20 protein-coding genes are annotated in these 14885 nt (G+C 62.8%); 9 read left to right on the top strand and 11 right to left on the bottom strand.

Annotation, left to right across the window (positions count from 1 at the left end):
* Nucleotide 1: 1 nt before the first annotated feature.
* Complete coding sequence (locus LB528_RS04930; protein ID WP_224714025.1) at nucleotides 2–253, top strand: hypothetical protein; 252 nt, start codon at nucleotides 2–4, stop codon at nucleotides 251–253.
* Between the two features lie 288 nt (nucleotides 254–541).
* Here the strand turns inward: LB528_RS04930 and LB528_RS04925 are convergent, their stop codons facing one another.
* From LB528_RS04925 to LB528_RS04910, 4 genes are all read right to left on the bottom strand, one after another.
* Nucleotides 542–1600 (bottom strand): dipeptidase, encoded by a 1059-nt coding sequence (locus LB528_RS04925; RefSeq protein WP_224714024.1) that lies wholly within the window; start codon nucleotides 1598–1600, stop codon nucleotides 542–544.
* 291 nt (nucleotides 1601–1891) lie between these two features.
* Nucleotides 1892–2191 carry a GNAT family N-acetyltransferase gene (locus tag LB528_RS04920; protein ID WP_027166574.1) on the bottom strand — a complete coding sequence of 100 codons (300 nt, stop codon included), beginning with the start codon at nucleotides 2189–2191 and terminating at the stop codon, nucleotides 1892–1894.
* A 2-nt stretch (nucleotides 2192–2193) separates the two neighbouring features.
* Nucleotides 2194–2823, bottom strand: a complete 630-nt coding sequence (locus LB528_RS04915; RefSeq protein ID WP_224510607.1) for an alpha/beta hydrolase — start codon at nucleotides 2821–2823, stop codon at nucleotides 2194–2196.
* A 4-nt stretch (nucleotides 2824–2827) separates the two neighbouring features.
* A complete protein-coding gene (locus LB528_RS04910) occupies nucleotides 2828–3760 on the bottom strand; it encodes a VOC family protein (RefSeq protein WP_224714023.1) in 933 nt (310 codons plus the stop codon).
* Nucleotides 3761–3973: 213 nt separating this feature from the next.
* On the opposite strand from LB528_RS04910, the gene LB528_RS04905 reads away from it, so the two are divergent.
* Nucleotides 3974–5527 (top strand): alkaline phosphatase family protein, encoded by a 1554-nt coding sequence (locus LB528_RS04905; protein WP_224510609.1) that lies wholly within the window; start codon nucleotides 3974–3976, stop codon nucleotides 5525–5527.
* 63 nt (nucleotides 5528–5590) lie between these two features.
* Here the strand turns inward: LB528_RS04905 and LB528_RS04900 are convergent, their stop codons facing one another.
* The gene (locus tag LB528_RS04900) at nucleotides 5591–6955 is read right to left on the bottom strand and encodes a PRC-barrel domain-containing protein (RefSeq protein WP_224510610.1); all 1365 of its coding nucleotides are present in this window, start codon (nucleotides 6953–6955) and stop codon (nucleotides 5591–5593) included.
* 253 nt (nucleotides 6956–7208) lie between these two features.
* Between LB528_RS04900 and LB528_RS04895 the strand changes: the two genes are divergently transcribed.
* A complete protein-coding gene (locus LB528_RS04895; protein WP_224714022.1) occupies nucleotides 7209–8129 on the top strand; it encodes a diacylglycerol/lipid kinase family protein in 921 nt (306 codons plus the stop codon).
* A 15-nt stretch (nucleotides 8130–8144) separates the two neighbouring features.
* Here the strand turns inward: LB528_RS04895 and LB528_RS04890 are convergent, their stop codons facing one another.
* The 4 genes from LB528_RS04890 to LB528_RS04875 all read right to left on the bottom strand — a co-directional run bounded on the left by LB528_RS04890 (nucleotide 8145) and on the right by LB528_RS04875 (nucleotide 10190).
* Nucleotides 8145–8366, bottom strand: a complete 222-nt coding sequence (locus tag LB528_RS04890) for a hypothetical protein (RefSeq protein WP_140755527.1) — start codon at nucleotides 8364–8366, stop codon at nucleotides 8145–8147.
* 194 nt (nucleotides 8367–8560) lie between these two features.
* Complete coding sequence (locus LB528_RS04885) at nucleotides 8561–9019, bottom strand: phage holin family protein (RefSeq protein ID WP_224714021.1); 459 nt, start codon at nucleotides 9017–9019, stop codon at nucleotides 8561–8563.
* 6 nt (nucleotides 9020–9025) lie between these two features.
* Nucleotides 9026–9352, bottom strand: coding sequence for a YqjD family protein (locus tag LB528_RS04880; protein WP_224714020.1), 327 nt, complete (start codon nucleotides 9350–9352; stop codon nucleotides 9026–9028).
* A gap of 76 nt (nucleotides 9353–9428) precedes the next feature.
* A complete protein-coding gene (locus tag LB528_RS04875) occupies nucleotides 9429–10190 on the bottom strand; it encodes a Crp/Fnr family transcriptional regulator (RefSeq protein ID WP_224510985.1) in 762 nt (253 codons plus the stop codon).
* 155 nt (nucleotides 10191–10345) lie between these two features.
* Between LB528_RS04875 and LB528_RS04870 the strand changes: the two genes are divergently transcribed.
* On the top strand, nucleotides 10346–10726 hold the full coding sequence (locus tag LB528_RS04870; RefSeq protein WP_224510615.1) for a response regulator: 381 nt from the start codon (nucleotides 10346–10348) through the stop codon (nucleotides 10724–10726).
* 34 nt (nucleotides 10727–10760) lie between these two features.
* Here LB528_RS04870 and LB528_RS04865 read toward each other — a convergent pair whose 3' ends face one another.
* On the bottom strand, nucleotides 10761–11312 hold the full coding sequence (locus LB528_RS04865) for an RNA polymerase sigma factor (protein ID WP_040985057.1): 552 nt from the start codon (nucleotides 11310–11312) through the stop codon (nucleotides 10761–10763).
* A gap of 3 nt (nucleotides 11313–11315) precedes the next feature.
* On the bottom strand, nucleotides 11316–11519 hold the full coding sequence (locus LB528_RS04860; protein ID WP_224510616.1) for a NepR family anti-sigma factor: 204 nt from the start codon (nucleotides 11517–11519) through the stop codon (nucleotides 11316–11318).
* A 219-nt stretch (nucleotides 11520–11738) separates the two neighbouring features.
* Here LB528_RS04860 and LB528_RS04855 point away from each other — a divergent pair, with 219 nt between their 5' ends.
* The 5 genes from LB528_RS04855 (at nucleotide 11739) to LB528_RS04835 (ending at nucleotide 14817) form a co-directional block, all read left to right on the top strand.
* Nucleotides 11739–12533, top strand: coding sequence for a response regulator (locus tag LB528_RS04855; protein WP_224510618.1), 795 nt, complete (start codon nucleotides 11739–11741; stop codon nucleotides 12531–12533).
* A 167-nt stretch (nucleotides 12534–12700) separates the two neighbouring features.
* Nucleotides 12701–12865, top strand: coding sequence for a DUF1328 domain-containing protein (locus tag LB528_RS04850; protein WP_224510619.1), 165 nt, complete (start codon nucleotides 12701–12703; stop codon nucleotides 12863–12865).
* Between the two features lie 174 nt (nucleotides 12866–13039).
* Nucleotides 13040–14071 carry a sensor histidine kinase gene (locus tag LB528_RS04845; protein WP_224714019.1) on the top strand — a complete coding sequence of 344 codons (1032 nt, stop codon included), beginning with the start codon at nucleotides 13040–13042 and terminating at the stop codon, nucleotides 14069–14071.
* A gap of 134 nt (nucleotides 14072–14205) precedes the next feature.
* The gene (locus LB528_RS04840; protein WP_224510623.1) at nucleotides 14206–14373 is read left to right on the top strand and encodes a hypothetical protein; all 168 of its coding nucleotides are present in this window, start codon (nucleotides 14206–14208) and stop codon (nucleotides 14371–14373) included.
* Nucleotides 14374–14571: 198 nt separating this feature from the next.
* On the top strand, nucleotides 14572–14817 hold the full coding sequence (locus LB528_RS04835; protein ID WP_224714018.1) for a YMGG-like glycine zipper-containing protein: 246 nt from the start codon (nucleotides 14572–14574) through the stop codon (nucleotides 14815–14817).
* Nucleotides 14818–14885: the final 68 nt, after the last annotated feature.

The following is a 14885-nucleotide window of genomic DNA, read 5'->3' as shown; positions in this document are numbered from 1 at the left end:
CATGGCATGCGAAGCGGAAGATCTGGAAGCGGAAGCCGCCGAGCAGTGGGAGCTGGTCAACACGCCGCTCGGCGAGATGTGGTCCGGCCGCACCCGCTACGCTGCGGCGATGTTCTTTTTCAAGCGCGGCGAGATGAACGCCGAGACGCTGGAGGTCTACCGCATCTGCGCCCGGCTCGACCATGAGGATCCCTTGCCGATCATCCGCGACCGCGGCGTCGGCAAGGAATGGCTGAAACGCATGGGTTCTTAGGCAGCCCATAAACGTATGGCGGCGCCGCGAGGGCGGTGCCGCGCGATCGTCATTCTAGGGCGGAGCAAGGAGCGGAGCGACGCGGCGCAGACCCTAGAATCCATTCCGTGACCTCGAAGCGTTGCCGCGGTCCAGAATTCTGCGCTGCCGCGCCCTTCGACCAAGGTAACGGCATGGATTCTAGGGTCTTCGCGACGGAGCTTCGCTCCTGCTTCGCCCTAGAATGACGACGTGAAAAGCGCTGGGTTCCAATCTTTTAATCTGCGATCATGCACTCACACGGGAGGCTTATCCGATCGTGCGTTCAAGCACGCTCAACCAATTCCGGTAAGCGATCTTCTCGATCAGCGCGCGCCCGAAACCGTGGGCCGCCAGCGCATCGATGAGCTTGGGCAGGCCGGCAACGTCGCCGATAACAGCCGGGATCATGGCGCCGTCGAAATCCGAACCCAGCCCGACGCCGTCCTCACCCAGCGCCTGCAACAGCGAGTCGATGTGGCGCACCATGATATCGAGGCTGGTATCGGCGTTCATGCGGCCGTCCTCGCGCAGGAAGCCGGTGGCGAAGTTGAGACCGACCATGCCGCCCGATTCGCGGATCGCGCCGAGCTGCCAGTCGGTCAGGTTCCGCGAATGACCGCAGATAGCATGCACGTTGGAATGGGTCGCGACCAGCGGTGCGTCGCTCAGCGCCGCGACATCGCGAAAACCCTTCTCGTTGAGATGCGAGAGGTCGATCATGATGCGGAGCTCGTTACAGGCCTTGACCAGCGCCTTGCCGGCATCGGTGAGCCCAGGCCCGGTGTCGGGCGAGGACGGAAAGCGGAACGGCACGCCATTGCCGAAGGCGTTGGGGCGGCTCCAGACGATGCCCAGCGAACGCAGACCTGCAGCATGCAGCACGTCGAGCATGGCAAGCTCGGGATCGATCGCCTCGACACCCTCGATGTGGAACACCGCCGCGATCGAGCCCTTGGCCATCGCGTCCCGCACATCGCCGGCGCTGCGGCAGACGGTCAGCGCGCCGGCGCGCTCCAGCCTAAACAGGATCGAAGCCATGCCGATGGTCGAGGTGATCGCATCGGCCTGCGGCAGTTCCGGCGGCAGCGGTTCATTGTCGCTCGGTGCCGGCGGCACGGCGCTGCGTTTCGACTTTTCGACCGGCGGGGGAAAGATCGCGAACATGCCGCCGGCAAAGCCGCCCTTCCTGGCGCGCGGCAGGTCGATATGCCCGCCCGGCGTCCCCTCGATGAACAGCTTTTCGACATCGGCTTCCTTCGACTGGTAGAGCCGAAGCAGCGTGTCGTTATGTCCGTCGAAAACGGGGATCAGGTCGGTATCGGTCATCAGGGAAGCCATTCAAATCGGGGACGGGCGGCACGACAGGTTTCGTCCGAGCGAACCGTCAACTTAGGCAAGATGACCGGACGGTGCAAATGCCAAGAGCTTCCCTTTCTCCCCTTGTGGGGTCCGAAGGACGGGGCGAAACGCGTGGCTCGCCCCCGGGCGGTGGATCGGCGCGATAGCGCCGAGACGGATGAGGGGTGCTCTAGCGGAGTGAGACGCCGGCTTTCCCTGGAACATCCCTCATCCGGCCGCTTCGCGGCCACCGTCCCCACAAGGGAGGAAGGAAAAATGCTACTGCTTCAGCACATCCGCCCATTCCGGGTGACGGCGGAACTGGGCGTTGGCGAAGGGGCAGAGCGGGATGATCTTCTTGCCGGCGGCGCGCGCATCCTCGACCGCGCGGGTGACGAGCCGAAGCCCGGCGCCCTGGCCGCGAAACACATCCGGCACCTCGGTGTGGTCGATGATCAGCTGGTGCTCGCCGATCTTGGTGAAGGTCATCTCGGCCTCGGCGCCGCCGGGGCCGCGCAGCACATAGCGCCCCTTGGAGCCGCGGTCTTCCAGTTCGATCTCGGGCAGTTGGTCAGCCATTTTTACTTGCCTCCTTCGGCAACCGGCGCCGGCGCGAAAAACCGCCGCGCCGCCTCGATTTCATTCGGCCGAACCTCATGCCCGCCGTCGTGCCATTCCACTGTGACATCGGCGCCGTCGGCGCGCAAATAGGCCTCGAGCCGCGACGTCAAATTGGGCGGGCAGATCGGATCGCGTTTGCCGGCCGTGATCAGGATATGGCGGCCGGCAAGACTGCCCTGCACCTGCGGCTCGAACGGGATCAGCGGATGCATCAGCGCCGTGGCGTCGAACAGACCGGGCTCGGCAAACACCACCGAAGCCAGGAGGTTGGCGCCGTTGGAGTAGCCGAGGCCGAAGACCGCCGAGGGTTTTGCCGCTTCGGCATGCGCCTTGACGAAGCCTGCCATCTTCGATGTCGCGCGCGCCAGGTCGTCCATGTCGTACACGCCCTCGCCGGTACGGCGGAAGAAGCGCGCAGCACCGTGCTCCGACACATCGCCGCGCGGCGACACGATCGTCGCCGAAGGCAGAAGCTCGCGGCCGAAACCGAGAAGCTGGTTCTCGTCGGCGCCGGTGCCGTGCAGGACGAAGAGCAGCGGACTGCCCGGCGAACCGGGCAGCACCTTGTGGATGTAAGCGTCCTTGCTCATGGCTTCAGTCTTCCAGCTTCGGCAGGTGTTCTTCGAGGTAAGGCCTCAAATGCTGATGCTGCGTCGGCAGCTTCAGCGCCTCGCCGAGATGCGCGGTGTCCTCGTCGCGGTCGAAGCCCGGTTCGTTGGTGGAGACCTCGAACAGCACGCCACCCGGCGTGCGGAAATAGATCGCCCAGAAATAATCGCGGTCGATGACCGGCGTCACCCCATAGCCCGTGTCGACCAGCGCCTTGCGTACTTCCAGCTGCTTGGCACGATCCTCGACCGCGAAGGCAACGTGATGCACCGAGCCGGCGCCAAGATTGGCAAAGCCGGCACCCGGCAACGATTCGATGTCGACGACATCGGCGCCGTTGCCGTTCTTGATCGACAGCCGGCGGATATTGCCGGACTTGTCGACCTCCTCATAGCCCATGAATTTCAGCAGCTCCTCGGTGGCGCCGCCATCCTTCAGCCGGAGCGAGACCGAGTGGAAGCCTCGGATCGCCTCGTCGCCGGGAACGCCGCCCTTGACCCAGGGCGCCCGCTTGTCGGTCTTGTCCTCGACGAGCGCGAAACTGTCGCCGTCCGGGCCGGTGAAGGTGAGCCGCTTTTCGCCGAAGCTTTCGGTGCGGGCAACATTGCCCACGCCCTCCTCGGCGAAGCGCTTTTCCCAATAGGCCAACGTGCCTTCCGGGACTGAGAACACCGTTGTCCCCACCTCGCCGACGCCGTGTCTGCCCTTGGCGATATCGGGGAACGGGAAATAGGTCATCACCGAACCCGGCGTGCCGACCTCGTCGGCGTAATAGAGATGGTAGACGTCCGGCGCGTCGAAATTGACGGTCTTCTTCACCCGGCGCAAGCCGAGCTTTTTTGTAAAGAACTCATTGTTGCGGCGTGCATCGCTCGCCATCGAGGTGACGTGATGCAACCCCTGGATCTGATTGAGCATGATAGTGCTCCTTCCCTTGTCCTTGTGCGGCCCTCGCCGCTGTCCACGCCAATATGAGGATGGGCGGGCTGGCGGCAAAGCGGGCAAACACAGAATGGACTGTGTCATAAAAGTGAACAACTCTTCAAAATATGTTCACCAATCTATCACCGGCATTGGCTTGCAACGCCGGTGATTTCCGGTCCATCTGAGCGCTTCCACAAGGAGACGATCTTGGACAATCAGCCGAGCCGCCCGAATGTTCTCCTCATCACCTGCGACCAGTGGCGCGGCGATTGCCTCTCGGCGGCCGGCCATCCGGTGGTGAAGACGCCGAATGTGGATGCGCTCGCTGCGGAGGGCGTGCTTTTCCGCCGCCACTATGCCGGGGCGGCGCCGTGCTCTCCTGCCCGCGCGTGCCTCTACACCGGGCTCTACCAGATGAACAACCGCGTCTGCCGCAATGGCACGCCGCTTGATGCGCGCCATGGCAACATCGCGCTTTCGGCGCGCGCGGCGGGCTATGATCCCACCCTGTTCGGCTACACCGATGTGTCGCTCGATCCGCGCCAGCTGGCGGCCGGGGATCCGCGGCTGCGCAGCTATGAGGGGGTGCTGCCGGGCTTCACCTTGCGCCAGGCCCTGCCCGAGCATCAGAAGCAATGGCTGTCGTGGCTGCGCGCGCAAGGCGTCGACACCGGCGAAGGCAGCCCCGACATCCACCGTCCGGCCCGCGGCCAGGCGGAACGCGGCGTGACCAACGCACCGCCCGTCTATTCGAAAGACCAGACGTCGACCGCTTTCCTGGCCGGCGAATTCATCCGCTGGCTTGGCGAGCAGGAAGAGCACGCGCCGTGGTTCGCGCATGTCTCCTTCATCAGCCCGCACCCGCCCTTCATCGTGCCCGAACCCTACAACAGTATGTATGATCCGGCCGAAGGGCCCGCTTTCAACCGCGCAGCAAACCCGGAAGACGAAGCCGAGAGCCATCCCTATCTCGCCTACGATCTCGCCGGGCAGAAGCGGACAAAATTCATCCCCGGCATCGAGGGCAAGGTGGCGGATTGGAGCGAGGAGAACTTTCGCCGCATCCGCGCGATCTACTACGGCATGATCTCCGAGGTCGACGCGCAGCTCGGCCGCATCTGGCAGGCGATCAAATCAGCGGGCGCCTGGGACCACACCGTCATCGTGCTGACCTCCGATCATGCCGAGATGATGGGCGACCATTTCATGCTCGGCAAAGGCGGCTTCTTCGACGCCAGCTATCACATTCCGCTGATCGTCCGGGATCCGCGCCGGACCGCCGCGGCGGGCTCGTCTGTGGATCATTTCACCGAAGCCGTCGATGTCTTCCCCACCTTGCTCGACCTGATCGGCGCCGCGCCGCAGCGCCACCTCGACGGCAGCTCGCTCGCGCCGTGGATAGACGGCAAGGAACCGCAGAACTGGCGCGACGCCGCGCGTTGGGAGTTTGATTTCCGCACTGTCGCCAAAGGCGAAGCCGAGCGCCATTTCGGCATCGGATCGCGCGCCTGCAACCTCGCCGTCCTTCGTACCGTGGACTTCAAATATGTCCATTTCGGCGGCGGCCTGCCGCCGCTTCTGTTCGACCTGTCGAAGGACCCGGGCGAGCTGAACAATTTGGCTAACGACCCGACCTATCTGCCGGTACGGCTGGAGTTCGCGGAAAAGATGCTCGCCTGGCGCGCCGCTCACCTCGATCAGTCGCTGGCCTTGGCGGAACTGACTGAGGATGGAGTGGTCGGGTACGTGAGTAGGCAGTAGGCAGTAGGCAGTAGGCAGTAGAACATTCTTTCGCCTACTGCCTATTTCCTACTGCCTATTGCCTCATTTCAGAATCAACCGCTGCTGGTCGCGGTTGGCGGCATAACTGCTCTTGTCATAAGCCGTCTGCGCCTGCAGCTGCTCCTTGGTGAAGTTGGTGTATAGATATTTCTTGCCGTTCTTGTCGGTCATGAACTTGAGCTTGTCCATGCCGATCGCCACTTCCTTGGCGCCGATGCCGAGGAAGCCGCCGACATCGACAACGACCGCGTCCGGCTTGTTGTCGGGCGTCAGCACGACATCGCCGATCGAACCGATCTCGGCATCGTTGGCGCCATAGACCGTCGTGCCCTTGAGGTCGTCGACGCGGATGTTGCCCATGGGCATTTCGCTCAGCGTCGATTTGTCGATGGACGCGGTCTTGGTCTGGTCGGTGGCGGCGGTGCCGTTAGCGGCGGGCTTGTTCTCGGCCGTGCTCTGGGCCGGCGGCGTCGCAGGCTTGTTCTCGGCCGTCGACTTGGCGGGCTCTGCCGGCTTCGCTGCCTTATCGGACGTCGTGCCCGAAGAGACCACCGCAGGCGTGGTGGTTGCCGGCGCATTGTTCGCGGCCGTCGTCGAGCCAGCCGCCGGATCATAAGGCTTGCGGTCGAACTCCGGCTGGGCCTGCAGCTGCTCCTTCGTCGTCTCGGCCACCAGCCAGCGGTCGCCGTTCTTCTCCGCCCATTTCGCCTTGTCGAAGTCGAAAGTGACGTTCTTCGTGCCGATGCCGAGGAAGCCGCCGACGCCGATCACCAGCGACTCGGCCTTGCCGTCCTTGGCAAGCACGATGTCCTTCACGTCGCCGATCTTCTGGGCGTTGTCCCCAGTGCCGTTATAGACCGACTCGCCCATGATGTTCGTGGCCAGATTGCCCTCCGCCTTCTTCACCGGCTCGGCCGGCGCCGCAGCGGGAGCCTGCGCTGTTGTCGTGTTGTTGGCGGGCTGCGTAGCGTCGGTAGACTGCGCCGGCGCCGGATCGTAAGGCTTGCGGTCGAACGCCGGCAAGGCGTTCAGCTCATCCTTGGTGGACTTGACAACCAGCCACCGGTCGCCGTTCTTCTCGGCCCATTCCAGCTTGCCGTAGTCGAAAGCGACGTCCTTCTTGCCCACGCCGAGGAATCCCCCGACGCCGATGATTGCGGACTTGGCTTTGCCGGCGGAATCGAAAACGACATCATCCACCTTGCCGATGTTCTGGGCGTCATCACCGGTGCCATTGTAGACGGACTCGCCGATGATATTGGTCATCAGGGCGCCCTCGGCGCGGGGAACCGGAGCCGTGTTTTCCGCTGCTGGGGCCTGTGGAGCCGGGGCGGGAGTTGTCTGTGCAAAAGCGCCACTCGCGAGCAGCGTCGCGATCGCGGTGGTCGCAAAAAGAGTGCGGATCATAATAATCTCTCCTCGTGCCTGATCTTTGTGCATGGCGCTGTCCCGCGCGGCCTCTGAACGGCGTGGCGGGCGCGACAGTATCGACAGGATCACAACGTTGTGTCCGTGACCTTGTTCCAACTTGGCCTTGTTCCAACAGCCGCCGCCGCCCCGTCGCGCTGATTCCTGACCGCGGGGGAACCTTGCGCCGGCACTTTCGTTTGGGCTGCGGCTGAGGCGTCGTCCGCCCAGTCCAGAAAGATACGGAGCGGGAATGCGGATTGCTGCGGTGCTGAACCAGGATGGCGGCACGTTCCGCACCATCGACATCCAGGCTTTCGCCGACCAGCTGCGTCAGATCCTCGAAGCCGCCGGTCATTCCGTTCAGATTGAAATCGTTGCCGGTCGTGACATCGCTGCAGCATTGGAAAAAGCCATCGCCAAGCGGAGCGTCGACGTCGTTCTCGCTGGCGGCGGGGACGGCACAATTTCCACGGCCGCTTCCCTTCTCATGAACAAGAAGAAGGCCTTGGCCATTCTCCCGGCCGGCACGATGAACCTCTTCGCCCGCGGCCTTGGCATTCCGCAGACACTGGAGGGTGCGTTGAAGTCCTTCGCCGACGGAGAGGTGATCGCCGTCGACATGGCGAGCGCCAACGGCCAGCCCTTCGTTCATCAGTTTTCCATCGGCATGCATGCAAAGATGGTCCAGCTGCGCGAAAAAATGGAATTCGGTTCGCGACTTGGAAAAATGCAGGCATCCGCGCGCGCCGCATGGGCGGCTATCAAGAACCCGCCAGCGCTGAAGGTGAGTCTGACCATCGGCAAGACCGAAATTGTAACCCGCACCACCGGCATCGGCATTTCCAACAACCTGTTCGGCGAAGGCCATCTGCCCTATGCCGACAATCCGGCCGGCGGCGTGCTCGGCATCTATGTCAGCGTCGCGCGCCGTCGCCATCATCTGGCAAAGCTTTTGCTGGACATGTTGCGCGGCAGGTGGCGCCAGAGCGCGCATGTCGAGGTGCATCAGGCAGACAGGGCGGTGCTGAAAATCCACTCTTCAGTCAAAAAGGTCAGAGCCGTCATGGATGGCGAGTTGATCCGGGTGGAGCGCGAGACAACAGTCGAAATCCACCCCGGCGCGCTGAACGTCCTCGTTCCGGCGCGCGGCGTCAGCGCAAAGGCGGCTTGAGCGGAAAGCGCTCCTTCAGGGTTGCGAGGTCGGTTGGGCGGGAGCGGGGCCCTGCTCGGTGCCGGGCGGCTGCGGTACATGCTGCGCGCCGGAATTCGGCGACTTTATCAATTCCCCGTAAATCTCCACCGCGCCCCACGCGATGAACACCAGCAACAGGCCGGCGATGAGTATCCTCAGAGCATGCCAGCCCCAATGTCCCTGACGGGCTTTGTTTTCAGGAACGATCTTGGTCATGATTGGCCTCCATGTTGCGTGGCGGCGGGCTTTTCAGGCACAGCACGGTCGGGTAACGGGGCCTTTGCGTGAAGGTTCCAGACCGGTGGCATCGCTTTCGCGATCATTGGACGAACAGATCAGGGCACGGGTTTGAGGTTGGCGAGCTTGGAGCGGGCCACCGGCCTTAGACAAGTCGAGCAGTCTCGAGTAGTCTAATGCATGTCCTCCTGATCCGGCCTGCGCGGCTTGGGCTTGGCATTCTCGCGACAGATGGCGTAGGCTAAGACCGCCAGGGCGGGCGCGATGATGGCTCCGCCCTTGCCCTTGGCAAGGGCCGGAAGCAGTGCAAGTGCCGCGGTGACGCCCAGCGCGGTCATGTCGGCCTGCCGCCGTTTCGCGCGCCGCCTGCTCCGCATGCTCGTCGTCAGCTTGTGAATGACAAGGGTGAGCCCTGCAAGCACCAGGAACCCGATGCCGAAGCCGAGACTGGTCGCCAGCGGTCCATAGCGCGCCGCCAGCCAGATATAGACGGCGCCGATGAGGAAGCCGACAGCGCACAAGGCGAAAACGGCGGCGACTCCGTAGAAGATTGCCGTCGTTTTTGCCTTTTGCAAAGCCGCCATCGCCTCGCCCGAGGCAAGGGCGGAGACCAGCGAGACAAGCATCCCCATCTGAGGTTAGCGGCGGGAAAGCAGGGCGAAGAGGAACCCGACGCCCGCCGCGATGGCCAGCGATGTCACGGGCTTCTCGCGCACCTTGGCTACCAGCTGCGCTTCAATGTCTTCGGCGCTGCTCCGCATGCTCTCGAAGGCTGCTTCACCTTGCGCGCGCAATTGTTCGACGCCCTCCGCAGCGGCATGGCGCGCCGCCCCATAACCGTGTTGACCGGTCTTGGCGAGCTGCTCCGTGAGTTTCTGGATGTCCACTTTCAATTGCTCGATATCGGCCTCTAGGTCGGCGGTGGTCGCTTCATCTGTTGCGGATCTGCCTGCGGCGGTTGCCATCTCTAACTCCCTGGGTTTGCTTGGATTTCAACGTCCGTTCTGTGTCAAAGTTCCCCTTTCAGCGGCTCCAACCGGCCTAGATCAGCGGACGGCGTTCCTCGCCGAGCCCCTCCCAGCGGGCGAGCTTCTTCAGTCCGTCATAGTCGACCACCTCGCAGCCGCCGTCTCGCCATAGGATGAGCTTGCGGTCCATCAGCTTGCGGATCGTCTTGTTGGTATGGACCAGCGAAAGGCCTAGGGTGTCGGCGATATGCTGTTGCGTGATAGGTATCCGCACCGGCGTCTGGCCGTTCACTCCGGCACTGCGCGCCCGGCTGGTGATAAAGGCGATGAGGTAGGCCGCTCGTTCGAGCGCGGTGCGGCGTCCGATGCTGAGCAGGTTCTCGTCCAGCATCCGTTCTTCGCGCGACGCGATCCAGGTGATATCGTAGGCAAGACCCGGATAATTGCGATAAAGTTCCTGCAGCTGTTCGCGCTCGAAGACGCACAACAGCATCGTTGACAAGGCCTCGACGGAATGCTGCATCTCGCCCATCAAGCTTCCCTGCAATCCGATGAGGTCGCCGGGCATGGAAAAATTGAGGATCTGCCGGCGCCCGTCAGGCAAGAGCTTGTAACGGAACGCCCAGCCCGACAGCACAGTGTAGAGATGCGCGCTGTGGCTGCCTTCGACCAGGACTGTCGCCCCCTTGTCGACGGCTAGCTCGCCACGCTTGAAAGTGCTTACGAACGACAGCTCCTGCGTGTCGAACGCGCGAAAGGCGGGCAACGACCGCAACGGACACACTTCGCAAGGATATTGACGACTCGCAGCTGGATGTGCGCTTTGGCTGGACATTTCGACCCCTCTTCGAAATCCCTGCCCTTTGTGGGCGCAGGGAAACGCTTGAGACCGGCAGGGGTTCCGCGAGACCGCGTCCCATGTCTTTTTTAAATGACATGGCAGCGAATTCCGCGCATCAGTGCGGCTCTGCCCCAGGAGAAAACCGAGAAGTGCCAGCATTGCTCGACGGACTGCGTATCCTCGTACTGGAAGATGAGTTCCTGATCGCACTGGACGTCGAGCAGCTTTGCCGCGACCATGGCGCCGCCGAAGTGACGATCGCCCGAGAGATCGCCGACATCGACGGAGAAGCTCTGTCTCCGCGCTTCGACGCGGCGGTGGTCGACCTGATGCTCGCAGGCGTCTCGACCCTGGATTTCGCCGCCCGGCTGCGCAGCGAGGGCCTGCCGTTCGTATTTGCCTCCGGCTATTCCGATTCGGACGAGATCAAGGACGCGTTCCCGGACATCCGCCTGGTCACCAAGCCCTTCTCGGGCGACGATCTTGTCGAAGCCGTGGCCCTGGCCTGCGGCCGGGCCGCCCCGGCCTGAGGTTACCCTTGCAGCCGCAATGGTAGAGATCGGCTCAAGCCGCGTTCGAACCTGTGACCTGCGCCGAGATCGCGTCAGGCCCGAACTCGTCTTCTCCGGAAATCTTGAGGATCTCCTGCAGCCTGGCGCGCGCCCGGCTGACGCGGCTCTTGATCGTGCCGACCGCGCAGCCGCAGATCTCGGCGGCTTCTTCGTAGGAGAAGCCTGAAGCACCGATCAGGATGATGGCTTCGCGCTGGTCCTCGGGCAGTTGCTCGAGCGCGCCGCGGAAATCCTTGAGGTCGAGCTGGCCGTGCTGGGCCGGGTGCACGGCAAGCCTGGCCGTCATGATGCCGTCGCTGTCCTGCACTTCGCGGCCGCGCTTGCGCATCTGCGAATAGAATTCGTTGCGCAGGATGGTGAACAGCCATGCCTTCAAATTGGTGCCGGGCTGGAAGCTTTCATGCTTGTCCCACGCCTTGACCAGCGTTTCCTGGACAAGGTCGTCGGCCCGATCGGCGTTCTGCGTCAGCGACACGGCGAAAGCGCGCAGGCTCGGAATCGCGCCGAGCAGCTCGGTCTTGAAGCTCTGGGATACGGCCGCCATGCCTCAGTCCTTTTTCTGGGCAGGTTCGGCCTGTTCCAGCTGGCTGAGCAACTGAGCGAAACGGTCCGGTACACGGTCCGAGACCAGCTCGTCATAATACTGTTTGAGCTTACGGGCGATTTCGGAGTTTGCCCCCAGCGGGTTGCCATCCCCGTTCCGATGCCTGCTTACGGCATCAGGCATTTGTTTTTTTGACATTTCTTTCATATTAGCCCTAGTTTCCAGCACCCGAACCGCTCTTCAGCTTCAAACCACAACGCAAGCGGAACCCCTCGTCTGGTTGCCCATCCCGAAGTCCCGAAACGCCCGCCTTGTAATTTAGTTCCCAAGCCGGCGGAACTTTTTCCGGAAGCCTGCGTTTGAAATCCGGGGTGCGTAGTCGGTTTAGTCTCGAAAATGCAACGTCATCTGAGGGAGACGTCAATAATGAGTTTGTCAGCTACCATCGCTCCGCATCTTCCGTTCCTGCGCCGCTTCTCGCGGGCAGTAACGGGCTCGCAGGAGAGCGGTGACGCGCTGGTCGCCGCGATGTTAGAAGCCATTATCGCCGACACCAATATCTTCCCCGAAGCCTCGAGTGACCGCATCGCGCTCTACAAGGTCTTCGCCAGATTGTTCACCTCCGTCGCCATCCGCGTGCCGCAGGAACAGGCACAGACCGCCTGGGAGCAGCGGGCTGCGGCCAATCTGAATGCGCTCGCGCCCCGTCCGCGGCAGGCTTTCCTTCTGGTTGCCGTCGAGGGCTTCAGCGAGGACGAGGCGGCTGAAATCCTCGACGTCGAGGAAGAAGAATTCTCGGAGCTGCTGGCCCAGGCAAGCAACGAGATTTCCCGCCAGGTGGCGACCGACGTGCTGATCATCGAGGACGAGCCTCTGATCGCCATGGATATCGAGGAAATGGTCGAAAGTCTTGGCCACCGCGTGGTCGGCACGGCGCGCACCCATGCCGAGGCGGTGGCCTTGTTCGGCAGGACGCGGCCGAAAATGGTCCTGGCCGACATCCAGCTCGCCGACGGCAGCTCGGGTATCGAAGCCGTCAACGAGATTTTGTCCTCGACACCGGTGCCGGTGATCTTCATCACCGCCTTTCCGGAACGCCTCCTGACCGGCGAGCGCCCGGAGCCGGCCTTTCTGGTCACAAAGCCTTTCAATCCGGACATGGTCAAAGCTTTAATCAGCCAAGCTCTGTTCTTCGACCGCCAGGCCAAAGCCGCCGCCTGAGCCTGCGGAAGCTAAGCTCTTGGACCGCCAGGCGAGGCTTTTCGCCGCGTGTGGCGCGTCCCTGTTTGCGACTTGAAAAGCCCTTCAAGGGATCGTCTTTTTCGGCAAATGGTGGAACAAACGAAACCGAGCCACGTTCTTTCCCCGACAGAAGAAGGAGACGCATCATGCTGTACTGGGCGCTCGTATTTCTCGTAGTTGCGATCATCGCTGGTGCGCTTGGGTTCGGCGGCATCGCCGGTACATCGGCGGGCATCGCGCAGATTCTGTTCTTCATTTTCCTCGCTTTCCTGGTGATCTCGCTCATCGCCGCCCTCTTCAGGAGAGCTTGACCGCAACACTGGAAGCCGCACCCCTCAAACGGTTTCCAGCCACCGCCGGGCGGCGCCTCGAAAGAGCACCGTCCGGCGGACCGCTTTTGAAGAGCACTGCGAATTTCGGGAGGTCACTCGGGCGGAACCAGTTTGCGGATTGAGCCGTTCATGGACTAGCGCGGGATGTTTCCAATGCCTTCCGAGGGTTTTACGAAAGACGGCGGCAAGAAGCAGAACGGCGAAGTGATCGCGATGCATTCCTCGGAGAGTGGGATGCAAGTCGGGCGGGCCTTGCTTCATGCTCTGCACAATGCCGGGATCTCGGTTCTCTACCAAGACCGGCAGATGAAGACTGTCTGGGCGCGTAATATGAACGCGCCCTGGGCGTCCGAAACGGCCGACGGCAAGGATTTGCTTTCGCCGGCGCAGGCCGAGCGCATACAAGCCGCCAAACTCGGGGTGATCGAGTCCGGCAATGCGGATCAGCTCGAGCTCAGCATTCCGGGAAGCCATGGCGTCCGCTGGTTCCAGCTTTGGATCGACGCCGACCGCGGGGAAGCCGGCGACGTCCTCGGCGTCGTTACCACGATGGTGGAGACGACGGAGCAGAAACGCCGCGAGCAGACGCTGAAGGCATTGCTGCGCGAAGTCAGCCATCGATCGAAAAATCTCCTGGCCATTATCCAGAGCATCGCCACGCAGACCGGGCGCTATACGGAGACGCTTGGCGACTTCCTGGCGCGGTTCCGCGGCCGCCTGCAATCGCTCGCTTCCTCGCAGGATCTGGTCACTTCCTCCAACTGGCGGGGTGCCGCACTGCGGGAACTCGTATCCGGCCAGGTCGGCCGCTATAGCAGCGATCTGGCTAAAAGCCTGCGGTTCATGGGCGAAAATCCTTATCTCAATCCCAACGCTGCCCTGCATATCGGCCTGGCCATGCATGAGCTGGCCGTGAATTCCGTAAGCTATGGCGCGTTGTCCCGGCCGGAGGGCCATGTCGAGGTGCGCGCCAGGCTCGATCCCGAAAACGGAACCTCGCCTAAGCTTTTGCTGACCTGGACCGAAACGGTCGGCGACGCGCGGCGCAATGAGAAGCGCTTCGGCAGCGTGGCGCTGGAACGCGTCGTGCCGATGTCGCTGAACGGTTCCGCGACGCTGGAAATCGGCGAGGATCGGATCGAATATCGCCTCACCGTTCCGCAAGGGAACTTCGAGACGGATTGATCGTGCCGCCGATGGCGTTCCAGCTTTTCCGGTGACGGGCTTTAACCGGCTGTTCACCATAAAGTTCGATTCTGTACTCCCGGCTACAATGCGCCGGAAACCCGTCCGCGCCGGCGCGACCTGGGAGACTGACGATGGTTCCGGACATGAACAGGCTGGAGCAGGCCGCCCGCATCTCCATGAGCGGCTTCCAGGAAGCCGAGCCGCCACCGGCGCCGCGATCGTCGCATTTTTCGCCCCGCATGGGCGCGTTTGCGCTTCTGGCCGCCATGGCCTTGGTCGCGGCCTGGCAATTGTTCTGACCCGGGCAGGATCAAGACAGAACTTTGAAGCGCTGATCGCATCCCTGGGGGTCTCCGGCGTGCTTGTCGCGTCGGATGGCGCGCGCCCCGAAAAGGCTGCGTTAGGCAACAGTGAAATCTGGCAGGCAAAGCGTGTTTTTTCATGCTAAACGGCTGGTGGCACTGCCGAAAGTGAGGACAAAAGTGAGGAGCAATTCTATGCGGAAGATGATCATTGCCATGGTTGCCGTGGTCGCCGTCAGCGGCTGTACCACGACCGAGCAGGACGTCGTCGGCGGCGGCCTGATCGGCGCTGGTGTGGGCGGCCTGGTCGGCGGCGGCAAGGGTGCGCTGATCGGCGCGGCCGTCGGTGCCGGGTCGGGCCTTCTGGTCCGCAACCTGCGCAACGGCTGGTGCGTGTATCGCCACCGTGACGGCACGACCTACCGGGCTCGCTGCAACTAGTTCAGTACGGAAAGGACCGGAGGCCGGCTGCCGGCCTCCTGTTTTTTCAATTCGAAAACGTCCAGCTA

It is taken from the genome of Mesorhizobium sp. CA4, from assembly GCF_020165075.1.
In the GTDB taxonomy this organism is placed as follows: domain Bacteria; phylum Pseudomonadota; class Alphaproteobacteria; order Rhizobiales; family Rhizobiaceae; genus Mesorhizobium.
This window is presented reverse-complemented; position numbering and strand designations above follow the sequence as displayed.

What these genes read in the sequence shown, in the direction of transcription:
- LB528_RS04930 (WP_224714025.1), top strand. Translation starts at nt 2, where the DNA reads ATGGCATGCGAAGCGGAAGATCTGGAAGCGGAAGCCGCCGAGCAGTGG.
- LB528_RS04925 (WP_224714024.1), bottom strand. Translation starts at nt 1,600, where the DNA reads ATGACCGATACCGACCTGATCCCCGTTTTCGACGGACATAACGACACG.
- LB528_RS04920 (WP_027166574.1), bottom strand. Translation starts at nt 2,191, where the DNA reads ATGGCTGACCAACTGCCCGAGATCGAACTGGAAGACCGCGGCTCCAAG.
- LB528_RS04915 (WP_224510607.1), bottom strand. Translation starts at nt 2,823, where the DNA reads ATGAGCAAGGACGCTTACATCCACAAGGTGCTGCCCGGTTCGCCGGGC.
- LB528_RS04910 (WP_224714023.1), bottom strand. Translation starts at nt 3,760, where the DNA reads ATGCTCAATCAGATCCAGGGGTTGCATCACGTCACCTCGATGGCGAGC.
- LB528_RS04900 (WP_224510610.1), bottom strand. Translation starts at nt 6,955, where the DNA reads ATGATCCGCACTCTTTTTGCGACCACCGCGATCGCGACGCTGCTCGCG.
- LB528_RS04895 (WP_224714022.1), top strand. Translation starts at nt 7,209, where the DNA reads ATGCGGATTGCTGCGGTGCTGAACCAGGATGGCGGCACGTTCCGCACC.
- LB528_RS04890 (WP_140755527.1), bottom strand. Translation starts at nt 8,366, where the DNA reads ATGACCAAGATCGTTCCTGAAAACAAAGCCCGTCAGGGACATTGGGGC.
- LB528_RS04885 (WP_224714021.1), bottom strand. Translation starts at nt 9,019, where the DNA reads ATGGGGATGCTTGTCTCGCTGGTCTCCGCCCTTGCCTCGGGCGAGGCG.
- LB528_RS04880 (WP_224714020.1), bottom strand. Translation starts at nt 9,352, where the DNA reads ATGGCAACCGCCGCAGGCAGATCCGCAACAGATGAAGCGACCACCGCC.
- LB528_RS04875 (WP_224510985.1), bottom strand. Translation starts at nt 10,190, where the DNA reads ATGTCCAGCCAAAGCGCACATCCAGCTGCGAGTCGTCAATATCCTTGC.
- LB528_RS04865 (WP_040985057.1), bottom strand. Translation starts at nt 11,312, where the DNA reads ATGGCGGCCGTATCCCAGAGCTTCAAGACCGAGCTGCTCGGCGCGATT.
- LB528_RS04860 (WP_224510616.1), bottom strand. Translation starts at nt 11,519, where the DNA reads ATGAAAGAAATGTCAAAAAAACAAATGCCTGATGCCGTAAGCAGGCAT.
- LB528_RS04855 (WP_224510618.1), top strand. Translation starts at nt 11,739, where the DNA reads ATGAGTTTGTCAGCTACCATCGCTCCGCATCTTCCGTTCCTGCGCCGC.
- LB528_RS04850 (WP_224510619.1), top strand. Translation starts at nt 12,701, where the DNA reads ATGCTGTACTGGGCGCTCGTATTTCTCGTAGTTGCGATCATCGCTGGT.
- LB528_RS04845 (WP_224714019.1), top strand. Translation starts at nt 13,040, where the DNA reads ATGCCTTCCGAGGGTTTTACGAAAGACGGCGGCAAGAAGCAGAACGGC.
- LB528_RS04840 (WP_224510623.1), top strand. Translation starts at nt 14,206, where the DNA reads ATGGTTCCGGACATGAACAGGCTGGAGCAGGCCGCCCGCATCTCCATG.
- LB528_RS04835 (WP_224714018.1), top strand. Translation starts at nt 14,572, where the DNA reads ATGCGGAAGATGATCATTGCCATGGTTGCCGTGGTCGCCGTCAGCGGC.